Source organism: Streptomyces sp. NPDC037203, from assembly GCF_055605065.1.
In genome coordinates this window covers 814615-830428 of record NZ_JBVJUC010000001.1, presented here as the reverse complement: position 1 = coordinate 830428, position 15814 = coordinate 814615, and the positions used below count along the sequence as shown (strand labels likewise).

At 74.8% G+C, this 15814-nt stretch carries 13 protein-coding genes; 7 read left to right on the top strand and 6 right to left on the bottom strand.

Translation table 11 applies throughout. The features are described from left to right. Window positions 1-76: 76 nt before the first annotated feature. The 3 genes from ACZ7EC_RS03465 to ACZ7EC_RS03455 all read left to right on the top strand — a co-directional run bounded on the left by ACZ7EC_RS03465 (window position 77) and on the right by ACZ7EC_RS03455 (window position 4632). On the top strand, window positions 77-1324 hold the full coding sequence (locus tag ACZ7EC_RS03465) for an LLM class flavin-dependent oxidoreductase (RefSeq protein ID WP_471057200.1): 1248 nt from the start codon (window positions 77-79) through the stop codon (window positions 1322-1324). 18 nt (window positions 1325-1342) lie between these two features. Then, entirely contained in the window at window positions 1343-2719 is a 1377-nt protein-coding gene (locus ACZ7EC_RS03460; protein ID WP_471057197.1) for an NtaA/DmoA family FMN-dependent monooxygenase, read from the top strand. A 197-nt stretch (window positions 2720-2916) separates the two neighbouring features. Next, on the top strand, window positions 2917-4632 hold the full coding sequence (locus ACZ7EC_RS03455; protein ID WP_471057194.1) for a LuxR family transcriptional regulator AbsR2: 1716 nt from the start codon (window positions 2917-2919) through the stop codon (window positions 4630-4632). Window positions 4633-4650: 18 nt separating this feature from the next. Here the strand turns inward: ACZ7EC_RS03455 and ACZ7EC_RS03450 are convergent, their stop codons facing one another. Together ACZ7EC_RS03450 and ACZ7EC_RS03445 are read right to left on the bottom strand one after the other, a co-directional pair. Continuing rightward, entirely contained in the window at window positions 4651-4971 is a 321-nt protein-coding gene (locus ACZ7EC_RS03450; protein ID WP_471057192.1) for a hypothetical protein, read from the bottom strand. Window positions 4972-5033: 62 nt separating this feature from the next. Beyond that, on the bottom strand, window positions 5034-7646 hold the full coding sequence (locus ACZ7EC_RS03445; protein WP_471057189.1) for a CHAT domain-containing protein: 2613 nt from the start codon (window positions 7644-7646) through the stop codon (window positions 5034-5036). A gap of 74 nt (window positions 7647-7720) precedes the next feature. On the opposite strand from ACZ7EC_RS03445, the gene ACZ7EC_RS03440 reads away from it, so the two are divergent. From ACZ7EC_RS03440 to ACZ7EC_RS03430, 3 genes are read left to right on the top strand one after another with little or no spacing between them, the layout of a single operon-like run. Next, window positions 7721-9145, top strand: coding sequence for a S8/S53 family peptidase (locus ACZ7EC_RS03440; protein WP_471057187.1), 1425 nt, complete (start codon window positions 7721-7723; stop codon window positions 9143-9145). Between the two features lie 59 nt (window positions 9146-9204). After that, a complete protein-coding gene (locus ACZ7EC_RS03435; RefSeq protein ID WP_471057184.1) occupies window positions 9205-9780 on the top strand; it encodes an RNA polymerase sigma factor in 576 nt (191 codons plus the stop codon). Beyond that, window positions 9777-10292 carry a hypothetical protein gene (locus ACZ7EC_RS03430; RefSeq protein WP_471057182.1) on the top strand — a complete coding sequence of 172 codons (516 nt, stop codon included), beginning with the start codon at window positions 9777-9779 and terminating at the stop codon, window positions 10290-10292. Before ACZ7EC_RS03435 ends, ACZ7EC_RS03430 begins: the two co-directional genes overlap by 4 nt. Before the next feature lie 41 nt (window positions 10293-10333). Here the strand turns inward: ACZ7EC_RS03430 and ACZ7EC_RS03425 are convergent, their stop codons facing one another. The 4 genes from ACZ7EC_RS03425 to ACZ7EC_RS03410 all read right to left on the bottom strand — a co-directional run bounded on the left by ACZ7EC_RS03425 (window position 10334) and on the right by ACZ7EC_RS03410 (window position 14955). Next, a complete protein-coding gene (locus ACZ7EC_RS03425; protein ID WP_471057849.1) occupies window positions 10334-11554 on the bottom strand; it encodes a cytochrome P450 in 1221 nt (406 codons plus the stop codon). A gap of 117 nt (window positions 11555-11671) precedes the next feature. Beyond that, window positions 11672-12451, bottom strand: a complete 780-nt coding sequence (locus ACZ7EC_RS03420; RefSeq protein ID WP_471057179.1) for an N-formylglutamate amidohydrolase — start codon at window positions 12449-12451, stop codon at window positions 11672-11674. A 53-nt stretch (window positions 12452-12504) separates the two neighbouring features. After that, window positions 12505-13644 (bottom strand): homoserine O-acetyltransferase MetX, encoded by a 1140-nt coding sequence (gene metX, locus ACZ7EC_RS03415; protein ID WP_471057177.1) that lies wholly within the window; start codon window positions 13642-13644, stop codon window positions 12505-12507. Then, the gene (locus ACZ7EC_RS03410) at window positions 13645-14955 is read right to left on the bottom strand and encodes a bifunctional o-acetylhomoserine/o-acetylserine sulfhydrylase (protein ID WP_471057174.1); all 1311 of its coding nucleotides are present in this window, start codon (window positions 14953-14955) and stop codon (window positions 13645-13647) included. A gap of 272 nt (window positions 14956-15227) precedes the next feature. Between ACZ7EC_RS03410 and ACZ7EC_RS03405 the strand changes: the two genes are divergently transcribed. Next, window positions 15228-15683, top strand: coding sequence for a hypothetical protein (locus ACZ7EC_RS03405; RefSeq protein WP_471057172.1), 456 nt, complete (start codon window positions 15228-15230; stop codon window positions 15681-15683). Window positions 15684-15814: the final 131 nt, after the last annotated feature.

The following is a 15814-nucleotide window of genomic DNA, read 5'->3' as shown; positions in this document are numbered from 1 at the left end:
GTCCGCCCGCCGCCGTGGCCCGCCACCGGTGCGGCCCGGCGCGCCCCCGTACGGACACCCAGGAAGGCGCCCACTCGTGTCCTCTGCCACCTCCTCCCGCCACCCCGACCACCACGCCCCCGACTCCCGCCTCCACCTCGCCGTCGCCCTGGACGGCACCGGCTGGCACCCCGCCTCCTGGCGCGAGCCCGTCGCCCGCCCCGGCGAGCTGTTCACCGCCGGATACTGGGCCGACCTGGTCGCCGAGGCCGAGCGGGGCCTGCTCGACTTCGTGACCTTCGAGGACGGCCTCGGCCCCCAGTCCTCGCGCCCGCTGGAGCCCGACGACCGCACCGACCAGGTCCGCGGCCGGCTCGACGCGGTCCTCGTCGCCGCCCGCGTCGCCCCGCTCACCCGGCACATCGGCCTGGTCCCGACCGTCGTGGCCACCCACACCGAGCCGTTCCACATCTCCAAGGCGATCGCCACCCTCGACTACGTCAGCACCGGCCGCGCCGGCCTGCGGGTGCGGATCACCGCCCGGCCCGACGAGGCCGACCACTTCGGCCGCCGCACCGTCGAGCGGATCGAGGCGTACGAAAGCCCGGAGGCGCGGGAGCTGCTCACCGACCTGTTCGACGAGGCCGCCGACCACGTGGAGGTGGTGCGCAGGCTCTGGGACAGCTGGGAGGACGACGCCGAGATCCGCGACCGGGCCAGCGGCCGCTTCATCGACCGGGACAAGCTGCACTACATCGACTTCGAGGGCCGCTTCTTCAGCGTCAAGGGGCCCTCCATCACGCCCCGCCCGCCGCAGGGGCAGCCGCTGGTGACCGCGCTCGGGCACGACACGCTGCCGTACCGGCTGCTGGGCCGGCAGGCCGACGTCGGGTACGTCACCCCGCGCGACGCCGGGCACGCCCGCGCGATCGTGGCCGAGATCCGCGCCGAGCAGGAGCGGGCCGGGCGGGCGGGGGAGACCCTGCATGTCTTCGGGGACCTGCTGGTCTTCCTGGACGACAGCCAGGGCCAGGCGCGGTCGCGCCGGGAGCGGCTGGACGCGCTCGCGGGCGAGCCGTACACGGCGGACGCCCCGGTCTTCACCGGAACGGCGGCCCAACTCGCCGAGTTGCTGGAGGAGTTGGCGGGGGCCGGGCTGACCGGGTTCCGGCTGCGGCCCGCCGTCGCCGGGCACGACCTCCCGCGGATCAGCCGCGACCTGGTGCCCGAACTCCAGCACCGGAACCGGTTCCGCACCGCCTACGAGGCGGACACCCTGCGCGGCCTGCTCGGTCTCGCCCGCCCCGCCAACCGCTACGCCGCCACCGCGGCCACCGCCGTCTGAGCCGGAGGACCTACGACCATGAGCAAGCCGCTGAAGCAGATCCATCTGGCCGCCCACTTCCCCGGCGTCAACAACACCACCGTGTGGAGCGACCCGGCCGCCGGCAGCCACATCGAGTTCAGCTCCTTCGCGCACTTCGCGCGCACCGCCGAACGCGCCAAGTTCGACTTCCTGTTCCTCGCCGAGGGCCTGCGCCTGCGCGAACAGGGCGGCCGGATATACGACCTGGACGTGGTCGGCCGTCCCGACACCTTCACCGTGCTGGCCGCGCTCGCCGCCGTCACCGACCGGCTCGGCCTGACCGGCACCATCAACTCCACGTTCAACGAGCCCTACGAGGTGGCCCGCCAGTTCGCCAGCCTGGACCACCTCTCCGGCGGCCGCTCCGCCTGGAACGTGGTCACCTCCTGGGACGCCTTCACCGGCGAGAACTTCCGCCGCGGCGGATTCCTTCCGCAGGACGAACGCTATTCGCGCGCCAAGGAGTTCCTGGCCACCGCGCACGAGCTGTTCGACTCCTGGAGCGCCGACGCGATCCTCGCCGACCAGGCCACCGGCGCCTTCCTGCGGGACGCGCGGGCCGGCGCCTTCGTGCACCAGGGGCAGCACTTCGACATCCACGGCCGGTTCAACGTGCCGCGCTCCCCGCAGGGCCGCCCGGTGATCTTCCAGGCGGGCGACTCCGACGAGGGCCGCGAGTTCGCCGCCGCCGGCGCCGACGCGATCTTCAGCAGGTACTCCCACCTGGCGGAGGGCCAGGCCTTCTACGCCGACGTCAAGGGCCGCCTCGCCAAGTACGGCCGGCGCCCCGACCAGTTGCTCATCCTGCCCGCCGCCACCTTCGTGCTCGGCGACACGGACGCCGAGGCCGCCGAACTCGCCCACGAGGTGCGCCGGCAGCAGGTCAGCGGCGCCACCGCCATCAAGCACCTGGAGTTCGTCTGGAACCGCGATCTGTCGGGGTACGACCCGGAGGGCCCGCTGCCCGACGTCGATCCGCTGGTGAGCGAGGAGCACATCTCACGGGGCCGCGCCCAGGTGCGGATGTACCGGGACCCCGTCGCCATCGCGCGGCAGTGGCGCGAGCAGGCCGAGGCCAACAAGTGGTCCATCCGCGATCTGGTGATCAACAACGGCAACCGGCAGACCTTCGTGGGCTCGCCCGCCACCGTGGCCCGGACCATCAACGAGTTCGTGCAGGCGGACGCCTCCGACGGGTTCATCCTCGTCCCGCACATCACGCCGGGCGGCCTCGACCCGTTCGCCGACAAGGTGGTCCCGCTCCTCCAGGAACAGGGCGTCTTCCGCGCCGACTACGAGGGCACCACCCTGCGGGAGCACCTCGGTCTCGCCCACCCCGACGCCGCCGCCCCGGCCGAGCGGGCCGCCTCGTAGGCGCAAGGGATACCGGTGCGGGCGCGCACGTCACCTCCCCCGTGAGTGACGTACGCGCCCGCTTCCCCCGGTGACGCGGCGATGGGCACGGGCGCCGGGTCATGCGGCCAGCGTGCCGTCCCGCGATCGCGGGCGCCTGAGTCGGGGGGTACTCAAATCGCCCTGTATCAAAGGTGAGTACGCGTGCTCTGGTAAGTGTGAGGACTTACGAACAGGATGCGAAGACGCTCGGACCGCGCTGGCCGTTCACTGGCCGGGAAGACGAACTGGAGCTGCTGCGGGGCGCGTTGACCGGGTCCCGGCGCGGCATCGTGGTGACCGGTCCGGCCGGACGCGGCAAGACGCGGCTGATCACGGAGGCGGTCCGGGGCATGGACCACGCACGGGTGACCGGCACGCCCGAGGCCCGCCATCTGCCCCTCGCCGCCTTCGCCCACCTGCTGCCCGGACCCGGCTCGCTGCACGGCGCGGTGCGGGCCCTGTCCGGTGCCCGGCTCCTCGTCGTGGACGACGCCCACCTGCTGGACGAGGACTCCGCCGCGCTGGTCCACCAGTTGGCCGCGCACGGGCGCACCCGGCTGATCGTCGCCGCGGCCGACGAGGCGCCGGCGCCCGGCGCGGTGTCCCGGCTGTGGACCGGGGAGCTGCTGCCCCGGCTGGCCCTCGCCCCGCTGCCCGAGGAGGACACCGCGGCCCTGCTCGGCGCGGCCGGGTTCGAGGCGCTCACTGTACGGCGGCTGCACCGGCTGTGCCGGGGCGATCTGCGGCTGCTGCGCTCCCTGGCGGCCGCGCTCGCGGCCGGGGACGCGCTGGTCGCCGTACCCGGCACCGGCGAACGCGCCTGGCGCGGCCCGCTGCCCCTCACCCCGGCCGTCCGCGACCGGCTCGCGCCCCTGCTGGCGCGCTCCGCGCCCGGCGAACGCGAGACCCTCGAACGCCTCGCCTTCGCCGAGCCGGCCAGGCTGCCGCTGCACGGCCTCGACCTCGACGTCCTCGAAGGGCTGGAGGCGGCCGGTCTGATCGCCGTGGACGACGCCGGCCGGGCCCAGCTCGCCGACCCGCTGCACGGACCGGCGCTGCGGGCGGCGACGGGACGGCTGCGGGCCCGCCGGCTGAGCCGGGACCCGGCGGCCCCGACTGCCGCGCTCGGCGCCGAACAGCGCTTGCTGGCAAGGCGGTTGGCACGGATGGATGTACGACCGGTGGCCACGCCGGTGGGGGACTGGCTGGTGGCCGAGGGGGAGCCGGTGCCGGCCGGCTACGCGGCCGTCCGGGCTCGGTTCGCCCGGCTGCAAGGCGCGGTGCGGGACGCCGCCGCGTGGGCGCGGGAGGGGCTGCGGTGGGCGCCGGGGGACAGCGGGTGCGCGGAGGAACTCGTGCTGGCGGCGGCGGAGTCGGACGCGTCGGGGCCGCGCGGCCGCACCGACGGGGATGTGTACGCGCGCTACCGTGCCGTACGCATGGGGGAGGCCGCCGGTGCGCTGCCCGCGGGCAGTGTGCTCGCCCGGCATGCGGAGGCACTGGCGCGGGGGGACGGGGACGCACTGGACCGTGCCGCCGCCGCCCTGGAGGAGCGCGGCTTCCTGCTGTTCGCGGCGGAGGCCCGCGCCCAGGCCGCACACGCCCACCGCGACCCCCGGTCCGGGCGCCGCTCCCGCACCCGCGCGCTCGCCCTCGCCCGCCGCTGCCAGGGCGCGCGCACCCCGGCGCTGGCCGGGCTGGTGCTCGGCGAACTCACCGCGCGGCAACGGCAGATCGTGGCCCTGGCGGCGGCGGGCCTGAGCAACCGGGAGATCGCCGAGCGGCTGACACTGTCGGTGCGGACGGTCGGCAACCATCTGTACGGCGCGTACACGCGGCTGGGCACGGGCGACCGGGAGTCACTGCCCCGCCTGCTGGACAGGTCCGCCTAGCACCGTGGCCGCATACGCTCACCGGGTTGGTGACCTGCGGCGGGCCTGATCGGCGGGCTGCTGCTCGCGCAGGGTCTCGATTTCGGCCGCCAGCACAGCCATGTCGCGCACGTGCGTGTAGTACCCGGCCGCGTACTCGTCGTCGATCGCCGGGAGGACCGTGTCGAACACCGTCGTCAGCTCCGCGAGGCCAGACCGCTGCTGCTCGGCGAGAGGCCCTTTGAGGGCGCTCGTGGCGTAGCCGTAGGCGTCCGCGTCGAGCATCACCATGTCCTGGCCCTCGATCTCCCGGCCGCGGAAGCCGGGTGGGAACGGCCGGGAGGCGTGCTCGGCCGTCATGCATGAGAGGGCATTCAACTTTTCCTCGAACATGCCTGCGATTGTGACAGGCGCATCCGGGCTCACGCCGCTCCGAATGCCGCGAAGGCCCACCCCGTGGCCTGGTGCAGCGGGTCGGGCGGCAGGGTGGCGCGGGCGTCGCGGAGGGATTCGGCCAGCGAGAGGCCCGCGGTGAGGCCCTTGTGCAGGGCGAGCATCAGCGGGATCACCGCCGCGTCGTTGACCGGGGCACTGCTGGCCACCACCCCGGCCGTACCCAGCGGGAGCAACGCCGTGACGAGGCCGAGGAGTTCGTCCGCGCCGACCGAGGCGAGCCGCGCGGTGTCGCAGCTGGAGAGAATGATCCGGTAGGGGCTGCGGGCCAGGCGCTCGAAGTCGTGCACGATCAACGGGCCGTCCGCCATCCGCAGTGCCGAGAAGAGGGGACTGTCGGCGCGGAACGTGCCGTGGGCGGCCAGATGGGCGAGCCCCGCGCCGTCCAACTCGGCCAGCACACGCGGGACATGGGCGTCGTCGCCTTCCAGGACCGTCGCCGTGCCGTAGCGGTCCGCCAGCTCCGGGACCTCCGCGCCGCCCGTGGCGAGACCGGGGCCGCGCACCAGGACGGTACGGCCCTCGCGCGGCGGTTCCGTCTCGCGGGCGCGCAGCCAACTGCCCGCCGACGGCGACACGCTGAGCACCCGCTCGCGCAGCGCGGGCAGCAGCGCCCACGGCACCCGGTGCAGCGCGCCCGGCGGCACGATCACCACCGGACCGGTGCCCAACAGCGGCACGGCCCCCGCGAGCAGCAGCTCCTGGAGCCGGGCGCCCGCCGCCTCCACCAGCGGCAGCCGCGCCTCCGCACCCGGATGCGCGAGCCGCCGCAACCCGGCCTGCACGTACTCCGCCTCGGCCACCGCGTCCGCGAGCGGACCGCCGGCGAACCGCCGCACCCTGCCCTGACCGCACAGCAGCACATGCACCCGCCCCTGGACGACGGCGAGTTCGACCAGCCGGGCCTCGCCGAGCCGGTCCAGCAGCCGGGGCACGTCGAAGCGGGCCCCCTCGTGCGGGGCGGAGCCGCGGATATGGCGCGTGCGGGAACGGATCTCCCGTTCCAGGCGCCGCCGTTCGCGCTCCAGCGCAGGCACCGGGCGGCCCTCCATGCGGGCCTCCTCCGCGCGGGCCGCGATCTCCCGGTACGCGGTGAGACCGCTGAGCAGCGTCGCGTCGGCGGGCGGCCGGGTCGGCGGCGTGGACAGCACCGTCGCCCGCCACCGCTCGCTCCACTCGAGGAGCCGCCGCGGGCCACCGTGAGTGAGACTCACCTCCTGCGCAAGCGCGGCCAGTTCGGCGCCCTGCGCGGTCACATGGGCGCGCAGCTCCGAGGCGCCCAGCGTCATCCGGTGATCGTCGAGGACGCCCAGCCCGCGCCGGCACGCCTCCAGCACCCCCCGCCCGGAGCCTGCCGCCCGCGCCCGCAGCGCCTGCGCCGCCCAGCCGGTCATCCGGGCCGGCGGCGGGCCGCTGCGGCGGCTGCGGGCCGCGACCGCGAGATGCCGTTCCGCGTCCGCCGTCCGGCCCAGGGCCAGCGCGATCCGGCCCGCGAGCAGCCACGCCTCGGGCGCGGCGGGCGAGCCGAACGCGGCCAGCCGCTCGGCCACCGCCGCCGCGTCCGCGACCAGCCGCCCGGAGCGGCGCCCGGCCGCCGTCCGCGCCTCGATCAGCACCAGCCGGGCGTGCGTCTCCCACCACAGCCGCCGCTGCGCCGCGAACAGCCGTACGGCGACGGCCGCACGGGCGATCGCGGTGTGCGCGTCCCCGGCCGAGCGGGCCGCCCGCGCGGCGGCCAGCAGCAGCTCGGCCTTGCGGGTCGACTGCCCGCCGATCCGGTCCAGCAGGTCGATCGCCGCGTCCGCCTCGGCCAGCGCCTCCGGGGCGAGCCCCGCGGCCATCAGCACCTCACAGCGCCGTACCGACAGCATGTACGTGGGCGTGCCGAGCTTCGCGTACCGCTCCTCCGCCTCGTCCAGGAGCCGCAGCGCGAGCGGGATGTCCCCGGAGCGGAAAGCGGCCAGACCCCGGCTCTCCACCGCGTCCGCCTTGTCGTGCTCCTGGCCGGTGGTGTCCCACAGCCGCTCCGCCGCCGTGAAGTCCGCGTCGGCCCGCTCCACCGCGCCGAGCGCCAGATGCACCGTGGCCCGCAGGGTCAGCGCCCGCGCGGTCCAGATGTCGTCGCGCCACTGCCTGAGCACCGGCAGCGCCCGCCGTACGTCCTCCAGCGCCTCCCGGTGATGCCCCAGCACCCACCAGACGTACGCCCGCCGGTACAGCACGCGGGCCCGCGTGTGCCCGGTGCCCCGCGCGACCCCGCGCTCGAAGGAGGCGAGCCCCTGCCGTGTGCGCCCCGCGTGCACCAGTGCGACCCCCAGCGTCGCCAGCACATCCGCCTCCCGGTCCGCTGACTCGGCACGCGCGGCCAGATCACGGGCCCGGCGCAGATGGGCGAGCGCGACGCGCAGGTCGCCGAAGTCCCGCTGCCAGATGCCGAGGACCTGGTGCGCGATGCTCGCGGGCAGCGGTGCCGGGGCGGCGGCGAGCAGCAGCTCGGCGCGTGCCCGCGCCTCGCCGGGATCGGCGAACACCAGGGGCAGCAGTTCCAGGGCAGGCTCGCTTCCCGCTGTCACGCCTCGCATGGTAGTGGCCTGTATCAGACGGCGGACCGGCGGCTCTCACTCACGTCACCGCCGCACAGGGGGAGGAATCGGCAATGGCACCCCAGCGATACCGCGAGCAGTTCGATCACATCCAGCGCTCCATGCCCGGCGTCCCGTTGACCATGGGCCCGGACGACGAAGCCCGTCCGCTGTACGAGAAGGGGGTCGTCCTCGCCCGGTCCGGGCAGGACGCCCGCGCCGTCGAGGACGCGGTGCGCGCCCACTTCACCGAGACCCGCGGGCTGCTGCCCGAACACGTGCGCCGCGAAGGGCCGGACGACGGCCGCGGTGGCGTCACCCGTATCCGGGTCGGCGCCCCGGACCTCGGCGACGACGCCGTGCCGCACGCCCTGGACGCCCTGCGGCCGGCCGAGGAGCGGCAGGGGCGCCCGCTGGCCGGCCGCAACCACGTGGTGCACATCGCGGTCAACGCCTGCCCCGGCGACGAACCGGTGCCCATCGCGCGCACCGCCGCCCCCAACCCGGCCGCCGCCGGAACCGGCCACGACCCCCGCACCGCCGTCCGCGTCCTCGTGGTCGACACCGGTCTGGTGCACGACCACCACGCCTACCCGCTGCTCGCCCACACCACCGGCGACACCCAGGCGGCCGAGACCGACCGCGGCGGGATGCTGCGCCAGTACGTGGGCCACGGCACGTTCATCGCGGGCATCCTCGCGGCCGTCGCGCCCAACACCGACATCACCGTCCGCGGCACCCTGAACGACGCGGGCGCGGTACTGGAGTCGGAGTTCGGCGCCAGGCTGTTCGAGGCCGTCGACCAGGGCGGCTGGCCCGATGTGCTCAGCCTCTCCGCGGGCAGCCCGGCCGCGGGCCTGCACGGACTGCTCGGCCTGGACGCGTTCATGCGCGAACTGCGCTCCCACCGCACCCTGTTGGTCGCCGCCGCCGGGAACAACGGCAGCGACGTCCCGTTCTGGCCCGCCGCGTACGCCGCCCTGCCCGAGTACGCGGACAGCGTCGTGTCGGTCGGCGCGCTGCGCTCGGACGGCGAGGGCCCCGCCTGCTTCAGCAACCACGGCCGCTGGGTGCGCGTCTTCGCCCCCGGCGAGCGCCTCACCAGCGCCCTCACCGGCTTCGGCACCCCGGTGCCGTACCTCTACCAGCACTCCACCTACGACGACTGCCGGTACGGCTTCGACTACTCCTGCACCTGCCAGTACCCGCGCCACACCGGCGAGTTGAGCGAGGCGCGGCAGAGCACCGGAGGCAAGCCGGACCAGGTGATGTTCGACGGGTTCGCGCAGTGGAGCGGCACCTCCTTCGCCACCCCGGTCGCCGCCGGGCTCGTCGCCGCCCTGATGACGGCGGAGCGCGAGCGCGACCCGCGCACGGCCGGCGCCCGGCTGCTGACGGAGGCGAGCTACCGCACCGATGTGCGCGGGGCGACCGTGCGCGCGCTGCGGCCGCCCACCTGGCGCCCGGTTCCGGTTCCGGCCCCGGCGCTGCCCGCGTGAGCGCCGGAACCCTCCGCCTGACCGCGTACCATGGCGAGCCCTATACGAGGGGTGGGGCCGTGGACCGAACAGAGGTCGGCGCGCTCGTCCGGTCCGCCGTCGACGGGGACGCCGCGGCCTGGAAGGCGCTGGTGGAAGGGATGAGTCCGCTGGTGTGGTCGGTGGTGCGCGCCCATCGGCTGTCCGATGCCGACGGGCACGAGGTCTTCCAGACCGTGTGGTTCCGCTTCGCCCAGCACCTGGGGCGGATCCGGGAGCCCGACAAGACCGGCGCCTGGCTGGCCAGCACCGCCCGCCACGAATGCCTGAAGGTCATCAGGGGCATGACGCGGCTCACTCTCACGGATGATCCGCAGGTGCTGGACCGGGCCAGCGACGACCGTACGCCGGAGCAGACGCTGATCGACTCGGAGGAGGCGGCGGACCGGGCCGAGCGGGTCCGCCGCCTGTGGCAGGAGCTGGACGAACTGGGCGAGCGGTGCCGCCAGTTGCTGCGTGTGCTGGTGGCCTCGCCGCCGCCCAGCTATGGGGAGATCTCGGCCGCGCTCGGTATCGCGGTCGGCAGCATCGGCCCGCTGCGCCAGCGCTGTCTGCGCCGGCTGCGGGCCCGGATGGACCAGCGGGGTGCGGTATGAACGAGGACGACGGGTTCCCGTACGACGGAGCGGCCGGGAACGGCGACGAGTCGGCGGACGCTCTCACCGGGGACGCCCGCATGGCGGACGCGCTGCTGGAGGAGGAGCTGCGCCAGGCGGCGGCCGTCCTCGACCCCGTGCCCGGCTTTCTGCGCCAACTCGCCGTGGACGCCTACGCCTTGCGCGATCTGGACGCGCGGATCGCCGAGCTGACCTTCGACTCGCTGGTGGACGCGCTGCCGGTGCGCGGGGTCATGGACGCCCCGCGCATGCTGACGTTCCGCGCGGGCGCGCTCACCGTCGACGTCGAGGTCACCGGGGACGGACTGATCGGGCAGGTGCTGCCGCCGGGGGCCGAGCGGATCGAGGTGCTCGGCTCTCCGGGCACCGCCCGCCCGGTGGCCGTCGACAGTTTCGGCCGCTTCACAAGCGACGACCCGCCCTCCGGACCCTTCGCCCTGCGGCTGCGCACCGGCATGGAGGTGATCGTCACGGAGTGGCTGCGGGCCTGACGGGGGCCCGGTCGGCCGTAACCGGGTCGGCCGGGGCCGGCTCACCAGGCCACCGGCAGCGTGCGCGGCCCCCGGATCATCGTCTGCCGCCGCCACTCGACCTCCTGCGGCGGCACGGCGAGCCGCAGCCCCGGCAGCCGGTCCAGGAGCGTGTCCACCAGCAGTTCGAGCTGGAGGCGGGCGAGGACCGCGCCGGTGCAGTAGTGGTGCCCGTTGCCGAAGGCGAGGTGCGGATTGGAGCCCCGGTCCGGGTCGATGCGGTCCGGGTCCGGGAACACCTCCGGATCGCGGTTGGCGGCCAGGTACGAGACGTACACCGCCTCGCCCGCGGCGATCCGGTGCCCGGCGATCTCCACGTCCTCCAAGGCGATCCGGGCGAGCCCGACCGTGCTGCGGTGCGGGATCCAGCGCAGCAACTCGTCCAGCACCGGGCCGCGTTCACCGGGTCGCGCACGCATGCGTGCCATCAACTCCGGCCGGGTCAGCAGCAGATAGAGCATCTGCCCGCAGTTGTGGGTGACCGCCTCGCCACCGATCTGCAGCGGACCGGCGAGCCCGACGGCCTCCCGCTCGGCGATCTCACCGCGCGCCACGGCACCGCCGAGCATCGAGTAGACGTCCTCGCCGGCGCTGCGCGCGCGGGCCCGGACGATGTCCGTGATCCAGCCGTACAGCCCGTCCTTGGCCTGCTCGGCGGCCTCCGCGCCCCCGGACAGGGAGATGATCTGCCGGGTCCAGGCGTGCACCTGCTCCCGTTCGCTGTCGGGAACGCCCATCACCTCGCTGACGACGAACAGCGGGAACGGCTCCAGCACCCGCTCGACCAGGTCGGCGGGCGGGCCCTCGCGGAGCATCGCGTCCACCAGCTCGTCGAGGATCTCCTGGGCGCGGGGCCGCAGCCGCTTCGTCGCGCTGACCGTGAAGGCACCGGCGATGGGCTTGCGCAGGCGGTTGTGGTCCGGCTGGTCGGCCCAGGCGAGCGAGCCGGGGCGGGGCGCGAAGTTCGGGGCCAGCCGGGTGACCTGTCCGCGCGCGACCTCCGCGCGGCTGAACCGCGGATCGTTGGTGATCAGCTTCACGTGTTCGTGGCGGGTCGCCAGCCAGGCCCAGCCCTCGCCGAAGGGCAGCCGTATTCGGGTCAGCGGCCCTTCGCGCACCAGCCCCGCGAGCACCGGATCGAACTCGGTGTCCTCCAGATCGAGCGCGGGCCAGTCCCGTACGGGGGGCGGCGGTTCCTGGCTCGCGGGCGCACTGGTCTCCATGGTCGTCATGCCCTCCACGATGGGACGGGGCGCGGCGGGTGTCGTGCGGGACTGCTCCAGGCGGAGGGTGTGCGGTGCGTCGGCCGGCGCGGGTGCGGGGACGGCGGCCGGGCCCGGCTACACCGCGTCGACCAGCACGGCCAGCGCGGTCGCGAGCCGGCCGAGCCCCGCTCCGGCCGGTCCGCCGGGCTCGTCCATGTAGGTGTCCCGCCGGATCTCGATCATCAGCGCCTCGACGCGGGGATCGGTGCCGTAGTACTCCAGCGGCACGTAGGTCCCGGAGAACGGGCTGTCCAGTCCGGTCTCACCGCACGGTGCGAACGCCTCGCGGGCGGCGGCGAGCAGCTTCGGCGGGGTGTGGAAGGGGTCGGTGCCCAGGCACACCGGCGGACGCGGGCCCTCCCCGTGCAGCTCGTACGGGAGCGCCCGCGCCGGGTAGGAGTGCACGTCCACGACCACGGCCCGTCCGGTCGCCGCCAGCCGGTCCGCCACCGCCCGCGCCATGGCCGCGGCGTACGGCCGGAAGTACCGCTCGACCAGTGGCCGCGGGTCGGTGTCCGCGGGCCGCAGCGCCTCGCGGTGCGTGGTCCGGGTGTACACCGCGCCCATGCCGGCGGCGAGCATCTCCTCCCGCTCGTCCGGGAACCGCTCCGGATCCACCACCAGCCGCGACAGCCGGTTCACGAACCGCCACGGCGCGCGGCCCGCGAGCTTCGCCGCCCGCCCGGCCAGCTCCGCGGTGTGCGCGTCCGTGATGTGGTCGAGCTCCCGCTCCAGCGCGGCGTCGTCCAGCAGGATCCCGTCCCGGACGTCACCGGGGATCGCGCGGGCGGAGTGCGGCACGTGCAGCAGGACGGGGGAGTCGGGGGCGCCGGAATAGAGGCGAAAGGAGGTCACGGCTGCTCCGGGGGCGGCGGTACGGGTAGGGGGCACCTCACCATGCCACGGACTCAGCCCAGCAACTCCCGCACGAGCTTCCCCACTTGCTCCGTCTCGATCAGGAACCCGTCGTGCCCGTACGGCGATTCCACCACCCTGGTCCGGTCCGCGCCCGGAATCAGGGCGGCCAGCTCCTCCTGCTGGCGCAGCGGGTAGAGGCGGTCGGAGTCGACGCCGGCGACCAGGGTGGGGGCCGTGACACGGGCGAGGGCGGAGCGCAGGCCGCCCCGCGAGCGGCCCGCGTCATGGGCGTTCATCGCCTCCGTGAGGACGACGTAGCTCGCCGCGTCGAAGCGCCGTACCAGTTTCTCCGCGTGGTGGTCCAGGTAGGACTCCACCTGGTAGCGCCCGCCCCGCCAGGGGTGCTCGGCGTCCTGCGGGGACCGGCCGAAGCGGGCGGTCAGCTCCGGTTCGCTGCGGTAGGTGACATGCGCGAGGCGCCGGGCGAGACCGAGGCCGGTGTGGGGGCCGCGGGCGGCGTCGTGGTAGTCGCCGCCTTGCCAGTCGGGGTCCGCACGGATGGCGCGCACCTGGATCCCCGCCCAGGCGATCTGCTCCGCGCTCGCCGCCGCCGTCGTGGCGAGCAGCAGCAGCGCCCCGGTGCGCTCCGGATACGACACCGCCCATTCCACCGCCCGCATCCCGCCCATCGAGCCGCCCGCCACCAGGGCCCAGCGGTCGATCCCGAGGGCGTTTGCGAGACGCGCCTCCGCCGCGACCTGGTCCCGCTGGGTGAGGAACGGGAAGGCGCCGCCCCAGGCCCGGCGGCCGTCCGGGCGCGGCGAGGACGGTCCGGTGCTGCCCTGGCAGCCGCCCAGCACATTGGGGGCCACCACGAACCACCGGTCGGTGTCCAGCGGCCGCCCCGGCCCGACCAGCGGCTCCCACCAGCCGGGCGTGGGATGGCCGGGCCCGGCCGGACCGGCGACATGGCTGTCGCCGGTCAGCGCGTGCAGCACCAGCACGGCGTTGGACGCGTCCGGTGCGAGCCGCCCCCAGGTCTCGAACGCCAGCCGTACGCCGGGCAGTTCACCGCCCGCCTCCAGCCGCAGCGGCCGCCCGGCCGGGCCCCACCGCCGACGGCCCGGCGGATCGCCCTCCCGCCAGGCGCCGGTGGCCGGCGGCTGCCCGGTCGCCGTGACCGCGCTCACCTACGCGCCCTTCGCCGCGCGGAACCCGGCCTCCAGATCCGCCTTGAGATCGGCCAGGTTCTCGATGCCGACCGACAGCCGCACCAGACCCGGCGTGGTGCCGGTGGCCGCCGCCTCCTCCTCGGTGAGCTGGCTGTGCGTGGTGGACGCCGGGTGGATGATCAGGCTGCGTACGTCGCCGATGTTGGCGAGATGGCTGAACAGCTCGACCGCGTCCACGAACCGCTTGCCCGCCTCGATCCCGCCGCGCAGCTCGAAGGAGACGATGGCACCGGCGCCGCGCGGCAGATACGTCCGCCCGGCCTCGTACCACGGGCTGGACTCCAGGCCCGCGTAGTGGACGGCCGCCACCTCGTCGCGCCGCTCCAGCCACTCGGCGAGCGCCTGCGCGTTGGCGGTGTGCCGTTCGAGCCGCAGGCTCAGCGTCTCCACGCCCTGGAGCAGCAGGAACGCCGAGTGCGGGGCGAGCGCCGGGCCGAGGTCGCGCAGCAGCTGCACCCGCAGCTTCACCGCGAAGGCGCCCGGACCGAGCGCCGGCCAGTAGCGCAGCCCGTGGTAGCTCGGGTCCGGCTCGCTGAAGTCGGGGAACCGGTCCTGGTGGGCGCCGAAGTCGAAGGTGCCGCCGTCCACCACCACACCCGCGACCGCGGTGCCGTGCCCGCCGAGGAACTTGGTCGCCGAGTGCACCACGATGTCCGCGCCGTGCTCGATGGGCCGCAGCAGATAGGGGGTCGGCACGGTGTTGTCCACGATCAGCGGCACCCCGGCGGCGTGCGCCACGTCCGAGACCGCCCGGATGTCCAGCACATTGCCGCGCGGGTTGCCCAGCGACTCCGCGAACAGCGCCTTGGTGTTGGGCCGGATCGCCGCCCGCCAGGCCTCGGGGTCGTCCGGGTCGTCCACGAACGACACCTCGATGCCGAGCCGTGCCAGCGTGTGCCGGAAGAGGTTGTACGTGCCGCCGTACAGCGCCGTGCTGGAGACGATGTGGTCGCCGGCGCCCGCCAGGGTCAGGATCGCCAGGGTCTCCGCGGCCTGCCCGGAGGACAGCGCGACCGCCCCGACACCGCCCTCCAGCGCGGCGATCCGCTGCTCGAACACGTCCGTCGTGGGGTTGTGGATCCGGGTGTAGATGTTGCCGGGCTCGGCGAGCGAGAACAGGTCGGCCGCGTGCCGGGTGTCCCGGAACACGAACGAGGTGGTCTGGTAGACGGGGGTGGCCCGTGCGCCGGTCGCGGGGTCGGGGGCGGCACCCGCGTGGACCTGCTTCGTCTCGAAGGACCAGGCGGCGGGGTCGGGCTGCGTGCTCATGGGGCGTGCTCCTCGTGCGCGGGAGGCGGTGACGTGGCACGAGGCAACCACGCGTCCCGCGCGGCCGACAGGCTTACGCGGCAGGCGACATGAGGACGTCACGGACGACATGCGGCCGCAATGTTCCCGACATGCGGGGCGGCCGGGGCCGCTCGTCCCGGCCGGGTGCCCATTGTCACCGTCCCGTCACAGCCGCGGGGGCCGGTGAAACCCCTGACCCGGCTCCGCTCTCTCCCTGGGTGTCAGCAGATCTTCACAGCAGAGGACGCCCGATGAACCACCGCCACGTCTCCGCCGCCCTCGTCGCCGCCTCGGCGGCGGCCCTCCTGGCCACCACCTGCGGGACCGCCGGGGCCAGCCCGATGCGGGGCGTCGCCCCCGCCGCCTCGGCCACCTCCTGGAAGCCGTGCCACCTGCCGGCGGGCCGCCACTTCCTGAAGCTGGACTCCGCCAAGAACGTCAAGGGCAAGACCGTCGTGCGCGTCACCCCGCAGACGTGCAAGGTGAACACGGAGAACGACGAGGACGTCGTCTACACCCCGAGCGGTGCCGCCCGCTCCCTCGGCTTCGCGCCCGGCGCCTTTGTCGAGATCCTGCGCGACACCACGACCGTGAAGGTCGCCCCGGCGTGGCTGACGAACCACAAGCTCGCCAACAGCCCCTACTTCACCTACCACGTCGACACCAAGGGCCGGATCACGGCCCTGTCGGAGATCTACCACCCGTGATCCGCCGCCGCTGACGGGGAACAGCACCGGGGACCCCCCCCCCGCGGGGGGGGGGGGGGGGGGGGGGGGGGGGGGTCAGGGTAACCGAGAGGGGGCAAAGACACTCTCTCCAGGGCCTGAAGGCGAATCCC

Excerpts from the sequence above, each read along its gene's own strand:
- ACZ7EC_RS03460 (WP_471057197.1), top strand. The coding sequence starts at position 1,343 with ATGAGCAAGCCGCTGAAGCAGATCCATCTGGCCGCCCACTTCCCCGGC.
- ACZ7EC_RS03450 (WP_471057192.1), bottom strand. The coding sequence starts at position 4,971 with ATGACGGCCGAGCACGCCTCCCGGCCGTTCCCACCCGGCTTCCGCGGC.
- ACZ7EC_RS03445 (WP_471057189.1), bottom strand. The coding sequence starts at position 7,646 with ATGCGAGGCGTGACAGCGGGAAGCGAGCCTGCCCTGGAACTGCTGCCC.
- ACZ7EC_RS03440 (WP_471057187.1), top strand. The coding sequence starts at position 7,721 with ATGGCACCCCAGCGATACCGCGAGCAGTTCGATCACATCCAGCGCTCC.
- ACZ7EC_RS03430 (WP_471057182.1), top strand. The coding sequence starts at position 9,777 with ATGAACGAGGACGACGGGTTCCCGTACGACGGAGCGGCCGGGAACGGC.
- ACZ7EC_RS03425 (WP_471057849.1), bottom strand. The coding sequence starts at position 11,554 with ATGGAGACCAGTGCGCCCGCGAGCCAGGAACCGCCGCCCCCCGTACGG.
- ACZ7EC_RS03410 (WP_471057174.1), bottom strand. The coding sequence starts at position 14,955 with ATGAGCACGCAGCCCGACCCCGCCGCCTGGTCCTTCGAGACGAAGCAG.
- ACZ7EC_RS03405 (WP_471057172.1), top strand. The coding sequence starts at position 15,228 with ATGAACCACCGCCACGTCTCCGCCGCCCTCGTCGCCGCCTCGGCGGCG.